Source organism: Actinoallomurus sp. NPDC050550, assembly GCF_040655075.1.
In the GTDB taxonomy this organism is placed as follows: Bacteria; Actinomycetota; Actinomycetes; order Streptosporangiales; family Streptosporangiaceae; genus Actinoallomurus.
Genome location: NZ_JBFAJC010000085.1, coordinates 1 through 18,006, shown reverse-complemented (window position 1 = coordinate 18,006; position 18,006 = coordinate 1). Strand labels below are relative to the sequence as shown.

General features: G+C 72.8%; 18 protein-coding genes. 5 read left to right on the top strand and 13 right to left on the bottom strand.

What is annotated here, in order from left to right; genetic code table 11:
• Window positions 1-31: 31 nt before the first annotated feature.
• The 4 genes from AB0I04_RS51710 to AB0I04_RS51695 form a co-directional block, all read right to left on the bottom strand.
• Window positions 32-655: a HEAT repeat domain-containing protein gene (locus AB0I04_RS51710; RefSeq protein WP_360903181.1), complete on the bottom strand. Its 624-nt coding sequence runs from the start codon at window positions 653-655 to the stop codon at window positions 32-34.
• A gap of 95 nt (window positions 656-750) precedes the next feature.
• On the bottom strand, window positions 751-828 hold the full coding sequence (locus AB0I04_RS51705) for a putative leader peptide (RefSeq protein WP_360903234.1): 78 nt from the start codon (window positions 826-828) through the stop codon (window positions 751-753).
• A 239-nt stretch (window positions 829-1,067) separates the two neighbouring features.
• The gene (recG, locus tag AB0I04_RS51700) at window positions 1,068-3,257 is read right to left on the bottom strand and encodes an ATP-dependent DNA helicase RecG (protein ID WP_360903178.1); all 2,190 of its coding nucleotides are present in this window, start codon (window positions 3,255-3,257) and stop codon (window positions 1,068-1,070) included.
• 269 nt (window positions 3,258-3,526) lie between these two features.
• Window positions 3,527-5,092, bottom strand: coding sequence for a DAK2 domain-containing protein (locus tag AB0I04_RS51695; RefSeq protein ID WP_360903175.1), 1,566 nt, complete (start codon window positions 5,090-5,092; stop codon window positions 3,527-3,529).
• Window positions 5,093-5,531: 439 nt separating this feature from the next.
• Between AB0I04_RS51695 and rpmB the strand changes: the two genes are divergently transcribed.
• Together rpmB and AB0I04_RS51685 are read left to right on the top strand one after the other, a co-directional pair.
• Window positions 5,532-5,729: a 50S ribosomal protein L28 gene (gene rpmB, locus AB0I04_RS51690; RefSeq protein WP_252847644.1), complete on the top strand. Its 198-nt coding sequence runs from the start codon at window positions 5,532-5,534 to the stop codon at window positions 5,727-5,729.
• Window positions 5,730-6,147: 418 nt separating this feature from the next.
• Window positions 6,148-6,639, top strand: a complete 492-nt coding sequence (locus tag AB0I04_RS51685; RefSeq protein ID WP_360903171.1) for a metallophosphoesterase family protein — start codon at window positions 6,148-6,150, stop codon at window positions 6,637-6,639.
• A gap of 121 nt (window positions 6,640-6,760) precedes the next feature.
• Here the strand turns inward: AB0I04_RS51685 and AB0I04_RS51680 are convergent, their stop codons facing one another.
• Window positions 6,761-6,961, bottom strand: a complete 201-nt coding sequence (locus AB0I04_RS51680; RefSeq protein WP_360903168.1) for a hypothetical protein — start codon at window positions 6,959-6,961, stop codon at window positions 6,761-6,763.
• Window positions 6,962-7,422: 461 nt separating this feature from the next.
• On the opposite strand from AB0I04_RS51680, the gene AB0I04_RS51675 reads away from it, so the two are divergent.
• On the top strand, window positions 7,423-7,656 hold the full coding sequence (locus AB0I04_RS51675; RefSeq protein WP_360903165.1) for a hypothetical protein: 234 nt from the start codon (window positions 7,423-7,425) through the stop codon (window positions 7,654-7,656).
• Between the two features lie 107 nt (window positions 7,657-7,763).
• Here the strand turns inward: AB0I04_RS51675 and thiD are convergent, their stop codons facing one another.
• The 3 genes from thiD to AB0I04_RS51660 form a co-directional block, all read right to left on the bottom strand.
• Entirely contained in the window at window positions 7,764-8,576 is an 813-nt protein-coding gene (thiD, locus tag AB0I04_RS51670; protein ID WP_360903162.1) for a bifunctional hydroxymethylpyrimidine kinase/phosphomethylpyrimidine kinase, read from the bottom strand.
• Between the two features lie 10 nt (window positions 8,577-8,586).
• Window positions 8,587-9,192 carry a cellulose binding domain-containing protein gene (locus tag AB0I04_RS51665; RefSeq protein WP_360903159.1) on the bottom strand — a complete coding sequence of 202 codons (606 nt, stop codon included), beginning with the start codon at window positions 9,190-9,192 and terminating at the stop codon, window positions 8,587-8,589.
• Between the two features lie 87 nt (window positions 9,193-9,279).
• Entirely contained in the window at window positions 9,280-10,188 is a 909-nt protein-coding gene (locus AB0I04_RS51660; protein WP_360903231.1) for a thiamine-phosphate kinase, read from the bottom strand.
• 67 nt (window positions 10,189-10,255) lie between these two features.
• Here AB0I04_RS51660 and AB0I04_RS51655 point away from each other — a divergent pair, with 67 nt between their 5' ends.
• Window positions 10,256-10,489, top strand: coding sequence for an Lrp/AsnC ligand binding domain-containing protein (locus AB0I04_RS51655; RefSeq protein ID WP_360903156.1), 234 nt, complete (start codon window positions 10,256-10,258; stop codon window positions 10,487-10,489).
• 14 nt (window positions 10,490-10,503) lie between these two features.
• Window positions 10,504-11,025, top strand: a complete 522-nt coding sequence (locus AB0I04_RS51650; RefSeq protein ID WP_360903153.1) for a DUF3515 domain-containing protein — start codon at window positions 10,504-10,506, stop codon at window positions 11,023-11,025.
• Window positions 11,026-11,148: 123 nt separating this feature from the next.
• On the opposite strand, the gene AB0I04_RS51645 is transcribed toward AB0I04_RS51650, so the two are convergent.
• The 5 genes from AB0I04_RS51645 to AB0I04_RS51625 all read right to left on the bottom strand — a co-directional run bounded on the left by AB0I04_RS51645 (window position 11,149) and on the right by AB0I04_RS51625 (window position 17,895).
• Window positions 11,149-12,012 (bottom strand): LysR family transcriptional regulator, encoded by an 864-nt coding sequence (locus tag AB0I04_RS51645; RefSeq protein WP_360903150.1) that lies wholly within the window; start codon window positions 12,010-12,012, stop codon window positions 11,149-11,151.
• A gap of 72 nt (window positions 12,013-12,084) precedes the next feature.
• On the bottom strand, window positions 12,085-14,436 hold the full coding sequence (locus AB0I04_RS51640; RefSeq protein ID WP_360903147.1) for a glycosyl hydrolase family 65 protein: 2,352 nt from the start codon (window positions 14,434-14,436) through the stop codon (window positions 12,085-12,087).
• Window positions 14,433-15,203: a beta-phosphoglucomutase family hydrolase gene (locus tag AB0I04_RS51635; RefSeq protein WP_360903144.1), complete on the bottom strand. Its 771-nt coding sequence runs from the start codon at window positions 15,201-15,203 to the stop codon at window positions 14,433-14,435. The genes AB0I04_RS51640 and AB0I04_RS51635 overlap by 4 nt, the downstream gene beginning before the upstream one ends.
• A gap of 149 nt (window positions 15,204-15,352) precedes the next feature.
• Complete coding sequence (locus tag AB0I04_RS51630; RefSeq protein ID WP_360903141.1) at window positions 15,353-16,381, bottom strand: ABC transporter permease; 1,029 nt, start codon at window positions 16,379-16,381, stop codon at window positions 15,353-15,355.
• The gene (locus tag AB0I04_RS51625) at window positions 16,378-17,895 is read right to left on the bottom strand and encodes a sugar ABC transporter ATP-binding protein (protein WP_360903138.1); all 1,518 of its coding nucleotides are present in this window, start codon (window positions 17,893-17,895) and stop codon (window positions 16,378-16,380) included. Before AB0I04_RS51625 ends, AB0I04_RS51630 begins: the two co-directional genes overlap by 4 nt.
• Window positions 17,896-18,006 lie beyond the last annotated feature (111 nt).

The following is an 18,006-nucleotide window of genomic DNA, read 5'->3' as shown; positions in this document are numbered from 1 at the left end:
CGGCTTCTCCGGAGTCCCGTCGCCCGCCCGGTCAGGGGCGGGACGGGGGCACGGCGAGGGCCCAGCGGGCCTCGGCGCGGACGCCCGGGTCCGGGTCGGCGAGAGCGGTCGTGAGGGCCGACCGGGCGTAGTGCCGGTCGGCGGCCCACCGCGCCAGGGCCTGGACGGCGGCGCGGCGGACGGCCACGACGTCGTCGTCGAGAACGCTGGTCAGCGGCCCGACCGCCGCGCGGGGTCCGAGCGTGCCGAGGGCGGCCACCGCGCGTTCGCGGATCCTCCAGGACGGATCGGTCAGAGCGATCTCGCCGAGCTCGGCCGTGGCCTTGAGGACGACCAGGCCGCGAATCGTCTCGGCACGGCCGGCATCGTCGCGGCGCAGGGCCAGCGCGTAGATGTCCCAGGCGGCGGCCCGCATGGCGCGCACCAGTTCCGCGGCCACCTCGCGTACGTAGGAGTCGTCGGCGGCGTCCGCGGCCTCGACGAGCGCGCGGACGCCCTCCTCGCCGACGAGCACCTCCCGCTCGTCGATGAGGGCACCGGCGGCGGCCCGGCGGACGCGGGTGTCCCGGTCTCCGAGCGCGCGGGCGAGCCGGTTGCCGGTCTCCTCGTCGGTGCGCGGCGCGCTCGGCAATACCGGCAGGTCGATGACGGTCATGTGTTCCTCCGGAGAGTCGTCGTCTGACGGGCGTCGGGGGGACTCGTCCTCCCCGCGCGGGACGGGGCCGCGACGCGCGGCCCGGGAACGGGGACTCAGCCGCGACAAAGAGCGCTGGCCTGACGCCGCAGGTCGACGTGGAGCCGCGCGATCAGCGGATCTCTCCGGTACACCGTTCGATCGTGAACCCGGCTTCCCTATTTTGTCAACCGATTCAGTGGGGAATCCTGCCGACCGCGGGCCTGGAGGAGGCGGCTCAGGTCTTCTCCGGGGCAACGGAACCCGGGGCCCGGGGGTAGGAAGCCCGTCGGCCCTTAAGCGGGTCAGGTCTTCTCTGGGGCGACGGTTCCCCGCCGACCCGGGCGGGGTCAGATCTTCTCTGGGGCGACGACTCCCTGCCGACCGGGCGGGGTCAGGTCTTCTCGAGGTACTCCGCGCGTTCCTCGTCGATCAGGGCCGCCAGCTCGGCCGCGAGCGCGGGGTGGTCGGCGAGCTCCGGATCCTCCTCGACGAGCGTGCCGGCCTCGGCACGCGCCGCCTTGATGATCTCCTCGTCCTTCAGGAGAGTCAGCAGCCGGAGGCTGGACCGCCGCCCGGACTGGCTCTCCCCCAGGACGTCACCCTCGCGGCGCTGCTCCAGGTCGAGCCGCGACAGCTCGAAGCCGTCGAGCGTGGATGCGACCGCGTCGAGGCGTTCGCGCGCCTTGGAATCCTCCTCCGCGTCGGTGACGAGCAGGCACAGCCCCGGGTGCTTGCCGCGGCCGACCCGTCCGCGCAGCTGGTGCAGCTGGGACACCCCGAACCGGTCGGCGTCCAGGACGACCATGACCGTGGAGTTGGGCACGTCGACGCCGACCTCAATGACGGTGGTGGCGACGAGGACGTCGACCTCGCCGGCGGCGAACCGCCGCATCAGGGCGTCCTTGTCGTCCGGGTGCAGCCGGCCGTGGAGAACGCCGATCCGCAGGTCGTGCAGCGGACCCTCGGAGAGCTTGGGAGCGACGTCGAGCACGGCCAGGGGCGGGCGCCGCACCTCCCCGTCCGTCTCCCCGGCGGACAGATCACCCTCGTCGCCCTCCGTCTCGCCGATGCGGGGACAGACGACGTACGCCTGCCGGCCCTGGGCGACCTCCTCGCGGATGCGCTCCCAGGCGCGGTTCCAGTACGCCCGGTTGGCGGTGGGGACGACATGGGTGGCGATCGGGGACCGCCCGGCCGGCAGCTGGGTGAGCGACGAGGTGTCGAGGTCGCCGTACACGGTCATGGCGACGGTGCGCGGGATCGGGGTGGCGGTCATGACCAGGACGTGCGGGCGGCCGCCGGTGGCCTTCTCCCGCAGCGCGTCGCGCTGCTCGACGCCGAACCGGTGCTGCTCGTCGATCACGACGAGGCCCAGGTCGGCGAACTGGACGTGCTCCTGCAGGAGCGCGTGCGTGCCGACGACGATGCCAGCGGTGCCCGAGGCCGCGTCGAGCAGGCCCTCACGCCGGGCCTTGGCCCCCTGCGAGCCGGTCAGCAGCGCGACGCGGGTGCCGTGCTCGGCCCCGCCGAGCCGGCCCGCCTCGGCGAGCGGCCCGAGCATGCTCACGATCGACCGGTGGTGCTGCTGGGCCAGGACCTCGGTGGGGGCGAGCAGCGCCGCCTGCCCGCCCGCGTCGACGACCTGCAGCATCGCGCGCAGGCCGACGATCGTCTTGCCGGCGCCGACGTCACCCTGCAGCAGGCGGTGCATGGGGTGCTCGCGGGCCAGGTCCGCGGCGATCTCCTCCCCGACGGACAGTTGGCCCTCGGTGAGCGCGAACGGCAGCCGCCCGTCGAACTCGGCGAGCAGGCCGTCCTCCCGCGATGACCTCGGCGTCGCCGGGAGCGCCGAGGCGTCGCGCCGCCGCCGGGCGAGGGCGGTCTGCAGGACGAACGCCTCGTCCCACTTGAGCCGTTTGCGGGCGCGGCCGGCCTCGGCCATGTCCGCGGGCCGGTGGATGCCCTGGTACGCCTCGGCGAGCCCGATCAGCCGGTGCCTCCTGCGCACCGGCTCCGGCAGGGCGTCGGACCCCACGTCCACGGTGTCGAGGGCCATCCGGACGCAGTCGCCGATCTGCCAGGAGGTCAGGCCCTTGGTCGCCGGGTACACGGGAATCAGCTCCTCGGCGAACTCCCGCGCCGCGTCGGCACCCTCCCGCGCGCTCACCGCCTTGTACTCCGGGTGGACCAGCTGCCGCTTGACCCCTTGCCCGGCCCGGTAAAACGAGACCTTCCCGGCGAACAGCCCGCGTGTCCCTGGGGGCAGCTCCCGCTCGGGGATGTGCGCGCCGTTGCCGAAGAAGGTGAGGGTCAGGCGCCCCTGGCCGTCGGTCACGACGACCTCGAGGATGTAGCCGGGCCGCTTGGTGATCCGCCGCCCCTGGACCTTCTCGACCTCGGCCATCACCGTGACGTACTCACCCTCGACGAGGCCGACCAGGTCGGTCAGCTCACCCCGCTGGGCGTAGCGGCGCGGGTAGTGGCGGAGCAGGTCGCCGGCCGTGTGCAGGTCGAGGGCGACCAGCTTCTTGGCCGCCTTCGCACCCACCACCTTCGTCAGCGGCGTGTCGAGTGTCGTCACGGAACCTTCCTAATACCAGCCCGGCTCCCTCTGTTCTACCGGCTCGGCCGGACAGGCCGCGCCGAACCGGTCGCACCGACCGGGCAGACGCGCGACCCGACGGGGTCCGCTCCCCCCGATCCGGGGGCCTATTCCGCCCTGATCCGGGGGCCTCCTCCGCCCTAGATCTGCGGGTCTACTCCGCCCTGATCCGGGGGCCTGCTCCGCCCTGATCCGGCGGGTCCACTCCGCCCTGGATCCGGCGGGTCTACTCCACTCCGATCCGGGGGCTACTCAACTCCGATGAGGAGCGGATGGCGGTCCTGCCCGCCGTGGTAGACGACGACCTCGACGTCGGGCCGTAGGGCGTGCAGGCGATCGCGGACCCGGTCGGCGAGGTCCTCCGGCGCGGCGTCGCCGACGATCAGCGTCACCAGCTCGCTCCCTGCCGACAGCATCCGGTCCACGACGGCCGCGGCGACGGCGGGCGGATCCGCGCCGATGACCGCGACGTCGCCGTCGACCAGGCCGAGGACGTCACCGGGACGGCACATCCCGATGCTGGTGACCGCCTCCCCCTGGGAGGTCTCCAGCCGCCCGGACCGCGTCGCGCCCGCCGCGTGGGTCATGGCGATCACGTCGTCCTCGAAGCGGCGCAGCGGGTCGTGGACGGCGAGGGCCGCCAGGCACTGCACGGACGCCTTCGCCGGGACGACCGCCGCGCGTACGCCGTCCTCCCGGGCCCGTCGCGCGGCCGCCTCCGCCACGGCGAGGACGGTCTCGTCGTCGGGCAGCACGATCACGTCGTCCCCGGCGGCCTCGATCGCCTCGCTCAGCTCGGCGAGGGCGGGGGTGTGACCGGGGGTCCGGCGTACGACCCGGGCGCCGTGCTCCTCCAGCAGCCCGGCGAGACCCTCGGCGGCGGTCACCGCGATGACGCCCCGGCCGGTGCGGCGGGCGGGGCGGTGGTCCGCGGCGTCCAGGTACGACACCCGGAGGCGATGCGGGCGGCCGGCGCGCAGCCCGGCCTCGATCGCGGCTCCGGCGTCGTCGGTGTGCACGTGGACGTTCCACAGGCCGTCGCCGCCGACCACGACGAGGGAGTCACCGAGCGCGTCGAGCTCCGCGCGCAGGTCCGTGACCGCGCCCTCGCCGGCGTCGAGGAGGTACATCACCTCGTACGCCCCGCCGTCCGGGCCCGCTGAGGAAGGTGCCTCCGGCGGGTGTTCCTGGCTCCGGCGCGGCACCTCGTACGTCTCGGGGAACTCCCCGCTGACGACGGCGGCCAGGCTCTCGAGGACGACGCACAGGCCGGCCGCGCCGGCGTCGACCACGCCGTTGCGGGCGAGCACGTCCAGGTGCTCCGGAGTGTGCCGCAGGGCGTCCCAGGCCCGTTCCGCCGCCGCCCACGCGGCGACGGGAGGGTCGGCGTCATGGGGAGTCGCCTGCGCCGCCTCTCGCAGGACGCTGAGCATGGTGCCCTCGACCGGGTGGGCCACGGCCCCGTACGCGAGGTCGGCGGCGTTCCGCAGCGCCGCGTCCAGGCCGCCGCCGGCGCCGAGCACGTCGGCCATGCCGCGCAGCATCTGGCTGAGGATCACGCCGGAGTTGCCGCGGGCACCGAAGAGCGCGCCTTGGGCGAGGGTCCGCCACACGGTCGCGGCGTCCGTGTCCTCGGACAGCCCGTCGAGGCGTTCGGCCGCTGCCAGCAGCGTCAGGTGAAGGTTGGTCCCGGTGTCGCCGTCGGGCACGGGGAACACGTTGAGCGCGTCGATCCCGGCGCGCGTCCGGCCGAGCGCGTCCGCCGCCAGCCGGCACCAGCGCCGTACCGCCGCGGCGTCGAGAACCTCGCCCACGCCACCTCCCAGACCGTCAGATTAGACTTACTCGCTCGGTGGTCTCCACCACACCGGCGCCATCGCTCCCGGCGGCCCGCGGCGCGCCGCCGCTGCGGCTGGCCCGACCGCCCAGCGGCCGACGCCGGGCGGCCGGTGCGGCGGCGCCCGGCGACCGCCTCGCCGACGGTCATGCGCCGGGCTCGGGGCGGCCCTCGCCCCGGCGATCGGCCCGGCGATCGGCCCCGCACGGAGACCGCCCAGCCCTCCAGCAGCCGGGATCGGTCACGCTAAGGATCGGCAACGGCTCGCCGCCGGGGCGCATCCCGAGCCTCCGGCCGGCTCGATTCGCCTCCTCGGGCGGGTGTCGGCTAGTCTTAACCAGCGGGTCCCCTCGGGGACCCTTTTGACGAGCGCCCGAACTTCGGGCATCCCTTCCAAACACTTTGGAGCGCATCCCATGGCTTCTGTCTGCGAAATCTGCGGCAAGGGGCCGGGGTTCGGCATGCGCGTCTCTCACTCGCACCGCCGCACCCCGCGCCGCTGGAACCCGAACATCCAGCGGGTGCGAGCGGTCGTCGGCCGCACCACCAAGCGGATCAACGTCTGCACGTCGTGCATCAAGGCCGGCAAGGTCACGCGGCCTGCCGCACGCTGACGACGCGCACCCGAGCGCCGCGAGGCGCCCTCGGACTTGTGCTCTCACCGGGCACAACTGATCGGCCGGTCCGTTCCACACACGGGCCGGCCGATCTCTTTGCCATACCGGCCTCCTCCGCACACGGACCGGCCGATCCTTCGCCGTACCGGCCTCTTCCCCGCGCCGCCCATATCGGGCCGGGCCGCCGTGACGGAACGGACGATGCCGCCCGTGACGAGCGCGCCACATGTGCCCGGCGGTCGGCCGGCGACCGAAAGGATCACCCGGACGCGCCGCCGTCGGCCACCACGACCGCAGCGCCGTGCGCGGCGGCCGGCTGCCTGCCGGCCGCAACGGGCCGACGGGCATCGCCTCGGCGGCTAGGGCGTCCCACCAGGTCGGTATGTGGCCGTCGGGTCCGGGCATCATGCACCGCATGAGAGTCGTGGCGCTCGCCGACACGCACGCTCCCCGGCGCTGGCGGGGCTGCCCGCCCGCGGTGGCCGCGCACCTACGGGACGCCGACCTGATCCTGCACGCCGGGGACGTCTGCGTCCCCTCTGTCCTCGACGAACTCGCCGCCTACGCGCCCGTACGCGCTGTGCTCGGCAACAACGACGGCGCGGACGTCGCGGCGTGGGGAGCGCCGGAGACCTGGGAGTTCGACCTGGCCGGCCTCCCGGTGGGGATGATCCACGACAGTGGTCCGGCCAAGGGCCGGCTCGCCCGCATGCGCCGCCGGTTCCCGGAGGCACGCCTGGTCGTCTTCGGGCACTCGCACATCCCGCTCGACGAGGCCGGTGAGGGGCTGCGGATCTTCAATCCGGGCTCCCCGACCGACCGCCGGCGCCAGCCGCACGGCACGATCGGCCTGCTCGACATCGACGATGGCCGCCTGCTCGACGCGAGGATCGTCCCCGTCACTTGAGCGGGGCGCTCACCCCCAGAGGGTCGTCCCGCTCACCTGAGCCGGGCGCCCGCCCCCAGAGAATCCCGTCACCTGAGCCGGACGCTCACCGAGGATCGTCCCCGTCACCTGGGCCGGGCGGTCACCACCCCCAGTCGCCGCCACCGCCCCATGTGTCCCAGCAGTCTCCCCAGTTGTCGCATCCGTCGCCCGCGTGACCGGCGACGACGTGGTGCGGTGTCGCCGTCATCGGGGGCGTGCGGGCCCCTCCGCAGGCGAGTGCGATGGCTCCGGCCAGCGACAGGCCCGCGATGACGATGGCCGGCTTCTTCGGTGTGCGCATGATGGACACCTCCTTGCGTCGTAGGTGACGCCGGACCCTCCCCGACGACGCTGAGGGCAATTGGCCGTTTATATCCTTCCGCCTCGCGGCCGACTCGACAATGTCCGCCCATGCGGAATCAACCAATGAAACCGTCGCGATGCACTATTTGACCCCCCAAGGGGCACATCGCGCGACATTCTTTGTTTATGATCTTCGCGCCCTTGACACCCACGACGACCTCGGCGAATCCGCCCGTGCAGCGCCGAACCACCGCCTGAGCGCCAGCCCCCCGAAACCCCTCACCAGACCGCCAAAGGGCACACTGCACTCGCGCCAAGTAGAGGTGAAATTTCGTTCTTTAGCAACTTATGGGTTGATCTGAAGCGTGATGCGAGGTCCCGTGGAGGTGGATAGCACCGCATATCGGCTAATGGCCTGGCGCGTGCAACACACTGTCCAGCAACCACAAGGGGTGTCCAATGAGAATTCCGAAGCGGATGGCCCTCGCCATCTCAGGAGCAGCCTTCGCCGGAGCCACGGCCCTCGCCATGGGCGCGGCCGCGCCCGCCGGTGCGCAGACCGTCACTGGGGCACCCCAGCAGGTCAGCACCGGGCACGTCGCCACCCACCTCGTCAGCGACGGCTGGGGCTGGGACGACGACTGGGGCTGGGACGGCGGCGACTGGGGCTGGGACGACGGCGACTGGTGCTGACCGGCACCCAGCGAGAGGTCATCTGACCGAACCCGCCGGACGGCGTCACCAGAACGTCGTTCCCCGGCATCGGGGTCCCGCGCGACAAGCGCGGGGCCCCGCACGTGTCAGGGCCGCGCGACCGGCTGGGCGCGGTGGAACTCCCAGGCGTGATCCACCGGGCCGATGCCGCCTCCCAGGGGGAAGCCGTGCTCGATCGCCCCGGTCACGTACTCCTTGGCCCGTCCGACCGCGGCGACGACGTCCTCCCCGCGCGCGAGGTGGGAGGCGATGGCCGACGCGAGCGTGCAGCCCGTGCCGTGGGTGTGCATGTTGTCGAGCCGGCGTCCGGGGAAGCGGTGCTCCGTCGTGCCGTCGAAGAGCAGGTCGACCGGCTCGCCGGGAAGGTGGCCGCCCTTGATCAGCACCCAGCGCGGGCCGAGCGCCTTGACCGCCTCCGCCGCCCGGCGCATCCCGCTCTCGTCCTCGACCTTGACGCCGGTGAGCTGCTCGACCTCCCAGAGGTTCGGGGTGACGACGGTGGCGACCGGGAGCAGCGCCCCGCGCATCGCGCCGACGGCCTCCGGGGCCAGCAGCGGGTCGCCGTGCTTGGACACGCCCACCGGGTCCACCACGACCGGGGCGTCGACATCGGACAGCGCCTCGGCCACGGTCTCCACGAGCACCGAGGAGGCGAGCATGCCGGTCTTGACGGCCTGGGCGCCGATGTCGGACAGGACCGAGTCGAGCTGGGCTCGTACGGCCTCGGCGGGAAGCTCCCAGTAGCCCTGGACGCCGAGGGAGTTCTGGGCGGTGACCGCCGCGATCACGCTCATCCCGTGCACGCCGAGGGCGAGCATCGTCTTCAGGTCGGCCTGGATGCCGGCACCGCCTCCGGAGTCGGAGCCGGCGATCGTCAGGACCCGGGGCGGTGTGGTCATGCCGCCAACTCTACGGTCGGCAGGCCTTCCCGTTGAAGGTGCAGGCGGACGGCGTGGTGGCGGTCCCCGTGACGGTGAAACGCACCCTGACCGTCCGGCCCGGAGCGATCGAGGTCCGGGTGGCGAGGTTCCGTACGATGAGGACCGTCCCCGTGCGGACCGCCCTGCCGCCGGACACCGCGCTGATCCTCGCCTGGGCGTAGCGGAGCACCAGCGTCCAGCCCTTGACGGTGGTGGTGCCGTGGTTGACGATCGTCGCCTCACCCTGGAACCCGCGCGCGGACGCCGCGATCGTACGGACGGTGACGACGACGCCGGAACGATCGGCGCCACGGCTGACCCGCCCGGACTGCGCGTCGTTGCCCGTCGTGTGCCCGCGCGGCTGGTCGGGCGGTCCCGAGACCGTTACGATCGGCGACGCGCCCCCGGAGGGGGTGCCGCCCGCGAAGTTCAGTGAGATCTGCTGCGTGCTGAAGGCGGAGACGATCGCACCGAGCGCCATGACACCGGCGACCGTCGGCAGGAGCGGCATCTTGCCGATCCGCCAGTTCCGGCCAGGGCGGTCGTCCCCCGGATCCACCCGCGCGCCGTCCTCCGGCTTGGTGTGTCGTCCCATCCCGTCCCTCTCCGGTCTCGGGATGTATACCAAAAGCACACGACCCATGCCTACCAGACCGCCGATGCGATCAGCGACAACTCACCGCTACGACAGACGGAAATGGTCCCAGCCGCCAGGGCCGTATGTCTCCCCATCGACTACCACCTCGGCGGGTCCCTCGACCACCCGGCCGATCCTCCGCCACTCGGGAGGCAGCGTCGCTCCTCGCGGGAACGTCGCCGCGAAGGCGTGGTCCTCACCGCCAGTGAGCGCCAGCCGCAGGCCGTCCGGCACGGGCGGGACCGGTACGGCCGCGCCGTCGATCTCGATCCGGACCCCGGAGGCGTCGGCGACGTGCCCGAGGTCCTGGACGAGGCCGTCGCTCACGTCGAGCATCGCGGTCGCCCCGAGCTCCCGGGCCCGCAGCGCCGTGGCGTACGGCGGCCGTGGACGTCGGTGCGCGTCGATCAGGTCGGCCGGCTCCCGCCGGCCCTCGGACAGCAGCTCCACGCCCGCTGCGGCGTGTCCCAGGCGGCCCGCGACCGCGACGACGTCGCCGGGCCCCGCGCCGGAGCGGGTGAGCGCCGGGCCGTCCAGGGCGCCGAGCGCGGTGACCGCGAGCAGGACCGTCTCGCCGCGGACGATGTCGCCTCCGGCGATCGACGCCCCGACCTGCGCGCACTCGTCGCGCAGTCCGTCGCACAGCGCGTCGACCCACTCCAGCGGGGTGTCCGGCGGAGCGCCGAACCCGAGCAGCAGCGCGGTCGGCCGGGCGCCCATCGCCACGACGTCCGCGAGGTTCTGCGCGGCGGCCTTGCGCCCGATGTCGTACGGCGGTGACCAGTCGCGGCGGAAGTGACGCCCTTCGAGGAGCAGATCGGTCGTCGCGACGACGCGTCCGCCCGGGGCGCGCACGATCGCGGCGTCGTCCCCGGGCCCCAGTTCGACCTCGGGCCCGTGGCCCAGACGTGCGGCGATTCGCGCGATCAACCCGAACTCGCCGAGTTCCCCGATGGTGATGACCCACCTCCGATCAAGACACGATACGGTTACCGCTGACGGCAGCTTCAGGGAGGACGTGATGGTGCAGGCCTACATCCTCATCCAGACCGAGGTCGGCAAGGCTGCCGACGTGGCCCGCGAGATCTCCGGCATCCCCGGGGTCACCCTCGCCGAGGACGTCACCGGGCCGTACGACGTTATCGTCCGTGCCACGGCCAACAACGTCGATGAGCTCGGCAGGCTCGTCGTCGCGCAGATCCAGTCCGTCGAGGGGATCACACGGACCCTGACCTGCCCCATCGTCCACATCTGACTCCAGTGCCCTCCTTGCTGCCAGTCTGCACCACCGGACCTTCTCTGGCGGCGGGCGGTCCGCCCGCGCGGCGGATCCGGCGGGCGCTTCCGTTCGTGGCGACGCTGTCGGTGTTCGCGGCAGGGTGCGGGGCGGGCGAGGTCGAGGTGCCCGTTCCCCATCCACCGGCGTCGGCCGTGTCCCTGTGCCGTGCGCTGCGCGACAGGCTGCCGCAGCGCCTGCACGGTCTGAAACGCCGGGACACCACGCCGCGCTCGCCCTACGTCGCCGCCTGGGGGTCCCCTGCGATCGCGGTGCGCTGTGGTGTTCCGCGGCCGACCGGGCTGCAGAATCTCACGGCCCAGCTCGCCGTGATCAACGGAGTGTCCTGGCTGCCACAGCCACCGGACCGCCCGGTGACGTTCACCGCCGTCGGCCGGCACGCATACGTCGAGGTGACGGTGCCGGGGAAGTACACCCCGCCGGGCGACGTGCTGAACGAGCTCACCGGCCCGATCAAGGCGACGATCCCCGCCAACTCCGACGCCACCCTGTAGCGGCGTCCCAGGCCGACATACCGCGCCACAGCGGCTACAAATCCGAATGAGCCGCGCCACAGCGGCCACAAACCGATATGCCGCGCCACAGCGGTCACAGCCCGACGTGCCCCGCCGGAGCGGTCACAGGCCGATGTGCCGCGCCGCGGCGACGAGCGCCGGGAGGGCGCCTCCGGCCTCGCGGCGCCACAGCAGCACCACCTCGATCGGCGGCATGGGTTCGAGGATCGGCCGGAACACCACGCCCGGGGGGACCTGCGCGGTCGGCCGGACGCACAGGGTGTAGCCCTCGCCCGCCGCGACGAGCGCGGGGACCAGGTCGTGGCCGAACGCGGCCGGGCCGAACCTCGGGTGCAGGCCGCACGCGACGAACTGGTCGACGAAGTGCGCCGCCTCGGCCGTCCTCGGCAGGATCAGCGGCTCTTCGGCCAGGTCTGCGAGGGAGAGGGCGTCCCGGCCGGCGAGCGCGTGGCCGCGTGGCAGCAGCACCCGGATCGGGGCCCGGTGGACGACCAGGCGGGAGACCCCCTCGGCGGCCGGCGCCGGCCGGTAGCCGAGCCCCGCCTGTATCTCGTCCTGGACGATCTGCGTGACCTGCTCGGCCGTGCGCATCCGGGCCATTCGCACGCGGACGTCGGGTGCGAGGCCGCGCAGGCCGGCGAGGATCGCCCGTACGACGTCGGACAGCCCGTCGGCGACCGCCAGCCGCAGTCCGCCGACGTCGCCCGCCACCGCGTCGGCCACCGCCGTGAGCGCCTCGTCGAAGACTCCGAGCAGACCCTCCGCGTGCGCGGCGAAGACCTCACCGACGGGGGTGAGACGCATGCCGCGCGCCGTCCGCTCGAACAGCGGCGCGCCCACCTCCCGCTCGACGATGCCGAGCTGCTGGGAGAGGGTCGGCTGCGCGACGCTCAGCAACTGGGCGGCCCGGCGCACGCTCCCGGTCTGGGCGACGGCGAGGACGTACCGCATTTGACGCACGTCCACGCGCTCCCCTTCCCGCCCCAGTGATGATGGTCACACAGATCCGGGAGTTCCTCTACCTGGTGGGACGGGCCCCTAGCGGGTCGTCTTGTCGCGGCGGGCCGGTTCCCGGCCGGGTGGCTGGGCGGGGGCGGGCCGGGACGGCGTCGGGGGTACGTCCACCCGCACGGCGCCGCCGTCCAGATTCACCGGCTGCCCGTGGTGCTCGATCTGCAGGGGGTCGCCGCTCAGGAGCTCGTACACCGTCTCATCGTGGGTGATGGTGACGCACAGGCGCCGGCCGCGGAACCTCATCCGGAACGCCAGCCGTGAGATGCCCGGAGGCAGCCGGGGCGCGAAGCACAGCCGCGCGGTGTACTGGCGCATCCCGCCGAACCCGGCGACGAGGGCGTTCCAGGCGCCCGCGAGGGAGGCGATGTGCAGCCCGTCGCGCGTGTTGTGCTCCAGGTCCCGCAGGTCCATCAGGGCGGCCTCGCCGAGGTAGTCGTGGGCGAGTTCGAGATGGCCGGTCTCGGCCGCCATGACCGCCTGGGTGCAGGCCGACAGTGAGGAGTCGCGCACCGTCAGGCCCTCGTAATACACGAAGTTGCGGAGCTTCTGGTCGTCCGTGAACGCGTCTCCGCGCAGGTGCAGGGCCAGTACGAGGTCCGCCTGCTTGACGACCTGCTTGCGGTAGATGTCGAAGTACGGATAGTTGAGCAGCAGCGGATAGTGGTCGGACGGGGTGTTCTCGAAGTCCCACCGCGCGTGGTGGGTGAAGCCCTCGTTCTGCGGGTGCACCTCGAGCCGCTTGTCCCAGGGGATGACGACGGCGGCCGCGGCGTCGCGCCAGTCCGCCGTCTCCTCCTCGGCGACGCCCATGCGGCGCGCCTGCTCGGGGTACTGCTCGGCCAGGTCCGCGGCGGCCAGGAGGTTCCGCTGGGCCATGAGGTTGGTGTAGACGTTGTTGTCCACGATCGCGCTGTACTCGTCCGGGCCGGTGACGCCGTCGATGCGGAACCTCCCCTTGGTGTCGTGGTGGCCGAGGCTGCGCCACAGCCGCGCGGTCTCCACGAGGAGTTCGAACCCGACGTCGCGGGCGAAGTCCTCGTCCGCCGTGGCGTCGATGTAGCGGATGACAGCGTCGGCGATGGCCGCGTTGATGTGGAACGCCGCCGTGCCGGCCGGCCAGTATCCGGAGCACTCCTGGCCGGCGATCGTCCGCCAGGGGAACGCGGAGCCGCGCAGCCCGAGCTGCTCTGCCCGTTCCTTGGCCAGGTCGAGCGTCGAGTGCCGCCAGCGCAACGCGTCCGCGGCGGCCTCCGGCCGGGTGTAGGTCAGCGGCGGCAGCACGAACATCTCGGTGTCCCAGAACGTGTGGCCGTCGTAGCCGGGGCCGGTCAGTCCCTTCGCCGGGACCGAGCGGCGCTCGGCTCGGGCGCCGGCCTGCAGCGTGTGGAACAGCCCGAACCGCACGGCCTGCTGGACCTCGGCGTCGCCGTCCAGCTCGACGTCGGCGCCTGCCCAGAAGTCGTCGAGGAACTCCCGCTGTTCCCGTACGAGGCCGTCCCAGCCGGTCATCTTCGCGGCGGCCAGCGCGGCGATCACCTGGTCGTGGACGGCGGGCCGGGAGCGGCGGCTGGACCAGCCGTAGGCGAGGTACTTGACGAGGCACAGCCGCTCCCCCGGCTGCAGGCGGGTGGCCACCGTGTAGCGGCAGACGTCCTCGAAGCCGTCCATGGTCACCGTGTGCTCGGGACCGTCGATCTCGTGGCCCATCGCCGCGCCGACGCGCAGGTCGCTGTGGCGGGTGCGGTGGACCATGACGGCGGTGTCCTTGTCCGCGACCGACTCCTCGCCGACGAGCGGGGACTCCAGCCGCCCGGCCATCCGCGGGTCCTTCCCCATGTCGGGCAGGGACTCGTTGGCGACCAGTTCGGACTGCACGACGACGCGCACCGGCCGGTCGACCGCCTCGACCTCGTAGTGGATCGCCGCGACGCCCCGCTGCACCAGCGAGACCAGCCGGACGGTGCGGACCCGCACCGAGTCCCCGGCCGGGGACCTCCACTCGACGTTCCGCGTGAGGCTGCCGGCCCGGAAGTCGACCACCCGCTCGTGGGAGCGCAGTTCGCCGTAGCGGACGTCGAACGGCTCGTCCTCGACGAGCAGCCGGATCAGCTTGCCGTTGGTGACGTTGATGACCGTCTGGCCCGACTCGGGGTAGCCGTAGCCGCCCTCGGCGTACGGCAGCGGCCGCAGCTCGTAGACGGAGTTGAGGTAGGTGCCGGGCAGCCCGTGCGGCTCGCCCTCTTCGAGGTTCCCGCGCAGGCCGATGTGCCCGTTGGACAGCGCGAACACCGACTCGCTCTGTGCCAGCATGTCCAGGTCGAGGGTCTGCTCCCGGACGCACCACGGTTCGACCGTGTAGGCGGTCTGCCGGATCATGCGCCCTCCCGTCCGCCCCGCGCGGCCGGCGCGCCGTCGCCGCCTAGGAGCTCCTCCAGGTCCTTGACCACGATGTCCGCGCCGTGCGCCGTCAGCTCGGCGGCCTGGCCGATCCGGTCGACGCCTACGACGAACCCGAAGCCGCCCGCGCGGCCGGCCTGCACGCCGGCGAGCGCGTCCTCGAACACCACCGCCCGCGACGGCGGCACGCCGAGCGCCTCGGCCCCGGCGAGGAACATGTCGGGTGCCGGTTTGCCCGCCAGCCCGCGTTCCTGGGCGGTCAGCCCGTCGACGCGCGCGTCGAACAGGCCGGCGATGCCGGCGGCGTCGAGGACCTGCGCGGTGTTGGCGCTGGACGACACGACCGCGGTCGGCAGGCCGGCCTCGCGGGCGGCCTGGACGTAGCGCACCGACCCGGGGTAGACCTCGACGCCGTCCTCGGCGAGCCTGCGCAGGACGAGCTCGTTCTTCCGCTTGCCGAGTCCCTGGATCGTCGGGGCGCCCGGCGGGTCGTCCGGCGAGCCTTCGGGCAGCGTGATGCCGCGCGACTCCAGGAACGACCGGGTCCCGTCCTCCCGGCGCTTGCCGTCGACGTACTCGTCGTACTCCTTGACCGGGTCGAACGGCCGGTACGACGGTCCCTCACGCTCCCGGAGGAACTCGTCGAACATCTCCTTCCACGCCGCGGCGTGCACCGTGGCGGTGCGGGTCAGCACCCCGTCCATGTCGAACAGCAGGGCCGTGACCCCGTCGGGCAGTCCGAGCATGTGTCTTCCTCCCGCGATCGGCGATGACACATGCGTACCCCATGCCCCCGGGATAAGCGCGGCCGGGGGCGGATCAGCCAGGGAGGCCGACCGCCTGCGGCTGGAGGCGGGTCAGGTGGGCAGGCCGACCGCCCGCGGCTGGAGGCGGGTCAGGTGGGCAGGCCGACCGCCCGCTCGCCCGTACGGCGCTGTTGGATGATGACCGCGATCACGAGCAGGGCGCCCTGGGCGACGTTCTGCCAGAAGGTGTTGACACCGACGACGTTGAGGCCGTTGTTGAGGGCCCCGAGCAGCAGGACGGCCAGCAGTGTGCCCGCGACCCCGCCCTTGCCGCCCTTCAGCGCCGCGCCGCCGAGCGCCGCCGCCGTGATCGACTGCAGCTCCAGGCCCTCGCTGCCGCTGGTGGGCTGCCCGGAGCCGGTCCGGGCGGTGAGGATGATGCCCGCGAGCGCGGCGATGATCCCGGCCAGCGCGTACACCGCGATCAGGTACTTGTTGATGTTGATCCCGGCCAGGCGCGCGGCGGTGTCGTTGCCGCCGATGGCGTAGATGTTCCGTCCGACGTCGGTGTACTTGAGCATCAGGTGGATCAACAGCGCGACCACCAGGAGGATGCAGACCTGCACCGGCAGCCCGGCGATCCGGCCGCGCGCGATGAAGATGAACAGGTCGTCGCCGAGGACGAAGCCCTGCGCGCGGCCGCCGGAGATCAGCTGGGCGATGCCCTTGTACGCGGCGAGGGTGGCGAGTGTCGCGATCACCGGGTTGACGCGGCCGTACACGATGACGAGGCCGTTGACGAGGCCGGCCACGATCCCGACGCCGATCGCGGCGGCGATGCCGAGGAACGGGTCGTGCCCGGTCGACATGAACGCCATCGCGGAGATCACCGAGGCGACGCCGGCCTGGGAGCCGACGGAGATGTCCATCGCGCCGCAGATGATGACGACGGTCTGGACGACCGCCAGCAGTCCGGCGACGGTGGCTGCCTCGCCGATGACCTTGACGTTGGACCAGGTCAGGTAGCCGGAGTTCAGGAACGTGAAGATGGCGACGACGACGATGAGGGCGGCGACCAGGCTGATGTTCTGGGGGCCGATCGCGGCGAGGATCCGGCGCGGCACCCCGTCCCTGGGCTCGGCGTCCACCGGCTCGCGGGAAGTGGTCGTCCTGGTCATGCGCTTCCTTCCTGCACGGTCGTGGACAGGTCCTCGGCCATGGCGAGTTCGAGGATGGCCTCCTCGGTGGCCTGGGCGCGGTCGAGTTCGCCGGTGACGCGGCCGTTCTGCATCACGACGACGCGGTCGGCGAGCCCGAGCACCTCGGGGAGCTCGGAGGAGATGACGAGGATGGCCACGCCGGACCGGGCGAGGTCGTCGATGAGGTGGTAGATCTCGGCCTTGGCGCCGACGTCGATGCCGCGCGTGGGCTCGTCGAGGATCAGCACCTTCGGCCTGCGGGCGAGCCAGCGCGCCAGGACGACCTTCTGCTGGTTGCCGCCGGACAGCTTGCGCACCTCGTGCTCGATGTCAGGGGTCCGGACGTTCAGCCGGTCGACGTACTCCCGGGTGAGGCGGCGCTCCTCGGCGCGCCGGACGAACCGGAAGCGACGCAGCCGGTCGAGCACCGCGAGGGAGGTGTTGTCACGCACCGAGCGCTCCAGGAGGAGGGCCTGTGCCTTGCGCTCCTCCGGGGCGTACCCCATGCCGGCCCGTACGGCGTCGCGGGGCTGGCGGAGGCGTACGGGCCGGCCGGCGACGCGCACCCGGCCGGAGCGGATCGGCAGATCGCCGACGATCGCGCCGGCCAGCTCGGACCGGCCGGCGCCGACCAGTCCGGCCAGGGCGACGACCTCGCCCGCCCGTACGGTGAGGCTGACGTCCTGTACGTCGTCGGTGGTGACGGCGTCGACCTCGAGGACGACCTCTTCGGTGGCGGCGTGCTCGCGGGCGAACATGGCCGACAGGTCGCGGCCCACCATCATCCGGACGATCTCGGCCTCGTCGGTCCGGTCGACGTCGCGGACGCCGACCAGTCCGCCGTCGCGCAGGACGGCGATGCGGTCGGCGATCCGGAAGATCTCCTGCATCCGGTGGGAGACGTAGACGACCGCGAGGCCCTGCTCCCGCAGCCGCCGGATCAGCGCGAACAGCGCCTCCACCTCGTTCTCGGACAGGGAGGAGGTCGGCTCGTCGAAGGCGATGACCTTCGCGTCGGTGGTGAGGGCGCGGAGGATCTCCACGAGCTGCCGCTGCGCGGGCGTGAGGTGCGAGCCGAGGGCGTCGGGGTCGAGGACGCGCTCGAAGCCGAGCCGCCGGAGGTCCTCCCGGACGCGGGCGCGCAGCCCCGCCCGGTCGAACGCCCGGCCGGCCTTGCGGGGCAGCGCGCCGAGGTAGACGTTCTCGGCCACCGAGACGTGCGGCACGATCTCGGGCTCCTGCGGGATCACCCGGATGCCGGCGCGCCGGGCGTCGGCGGGGGCGTGCAGGGCGAGCGGCGCGCCGTCGAGGACGACCTGCCCGCCGTCCGGCAGGTAGTCGCCGTTGATGATCTTGATGAGGGTGGACTTCCCCGCGCCGTTCTCGCCCATGAGGGCGGTGACGGCGCCGCCGGGGAAGTCCAGCGTGACGTCGTCCAGGGCGCGCACCCCGGCGAATCGCTTTCCGATGCCCACGGCGCGCAGTTCCGTCATGCGGCCTCCTCGGCCGGTGAGGCGGGGGGGGCCCCCGGGGGGCCCCCCCCCCGAGGTACGTAGAGGAACCCGCAGTAATAACGAAACAAAAAATTGTTTATTTTTTTTCTT

Bases quoted from the DNA above. Each gene is read 5' to 3' on its own strand.
- thiD (WP_360903162.1), bottom strand. From the start codon at position 8,576: ATGACCACACCGCCCCGGGTCCTGACGATCGCCGGCTCCGACTCCGGA.
- AB0I04_RS51710 (WP_360903181.1), bottom strand. From the start codon at position 655: ATGACCGTCATCGACCTGCCGGTATTGCCGAGCGCGCCGCGCACCGAC.
- rpmB (WP_252847644.1), top strand. From the start codon at position 5,532: ATGGCTTCTGTCTGCGAAATCTGCGGCAAGGGGCCGGGGTTCGGCATG.
- AB0I04_RS51630 (WP_360903141.1), bottom strand. From the start codon at position 16,381: ATGACCAGGACGACCACTTCCCGCGAGCCGGTGGACGCCGAGCCCAGG.
- AB0I04_RS51685 (WP_360903171.1), top strand. From the start codon at position 6,148: ATGAGAGTCGTGGCGCTCGCCGACACGCACGCTCCCCGGCGCTGGCGG.
- AB0I04_RS51625 (WP_360903138.1), bottom strand. From the start codon at position 17,895: ATGACGGAACTGCGCGCCGTGGGCATCGGAAAGCGATTCGCCGGGGTG.
- AB0I04_RS51655 (WP_360903156.1), top strand. From the start codon at position 10,256: ATGGTGCAGGCCTACATCCTCATCCAGACCGAGGTCGGCAAGGCTGCC.
- AB0I04_RS51675 (WP_360903165.1), top strand. From the start codon at position 7,423: ATGAGAATTCCGAAGCGGATGGCCCTCGCCATCTCAGGAGCAGCCTTC.
- AB0I04_RS51635 (WP_360903144.1), bottom strand. From the start codon at position 15,203: ATGCTCGGACTGCCCGACGGGGTCACGGCCCTGCTGTTCGACATGGAC.
- AB0I04_RS51680 (WP_360903168.1), bottom strand. From the start codon at position 6,961: ATGCGCACACCGAAGAAGCCGGCCATCGTCATCGCGGGCCTGTCGCTG.
- AB0I04_RS51665 (WP_360903159.1), bottom strand. From the start codon at position 9,192: ATGGGACGACACACCAAGCCGGAGGACGGCGCGCGGGTGGATCCGGGG.
- AB0I04_RS51640 (WP_360903147.1), bottom strand. From the start codon at position 14,436: ATGATCCGGCAGACCGCCTACACGGTCGAACCGTGGTGCGTCCGGGAG.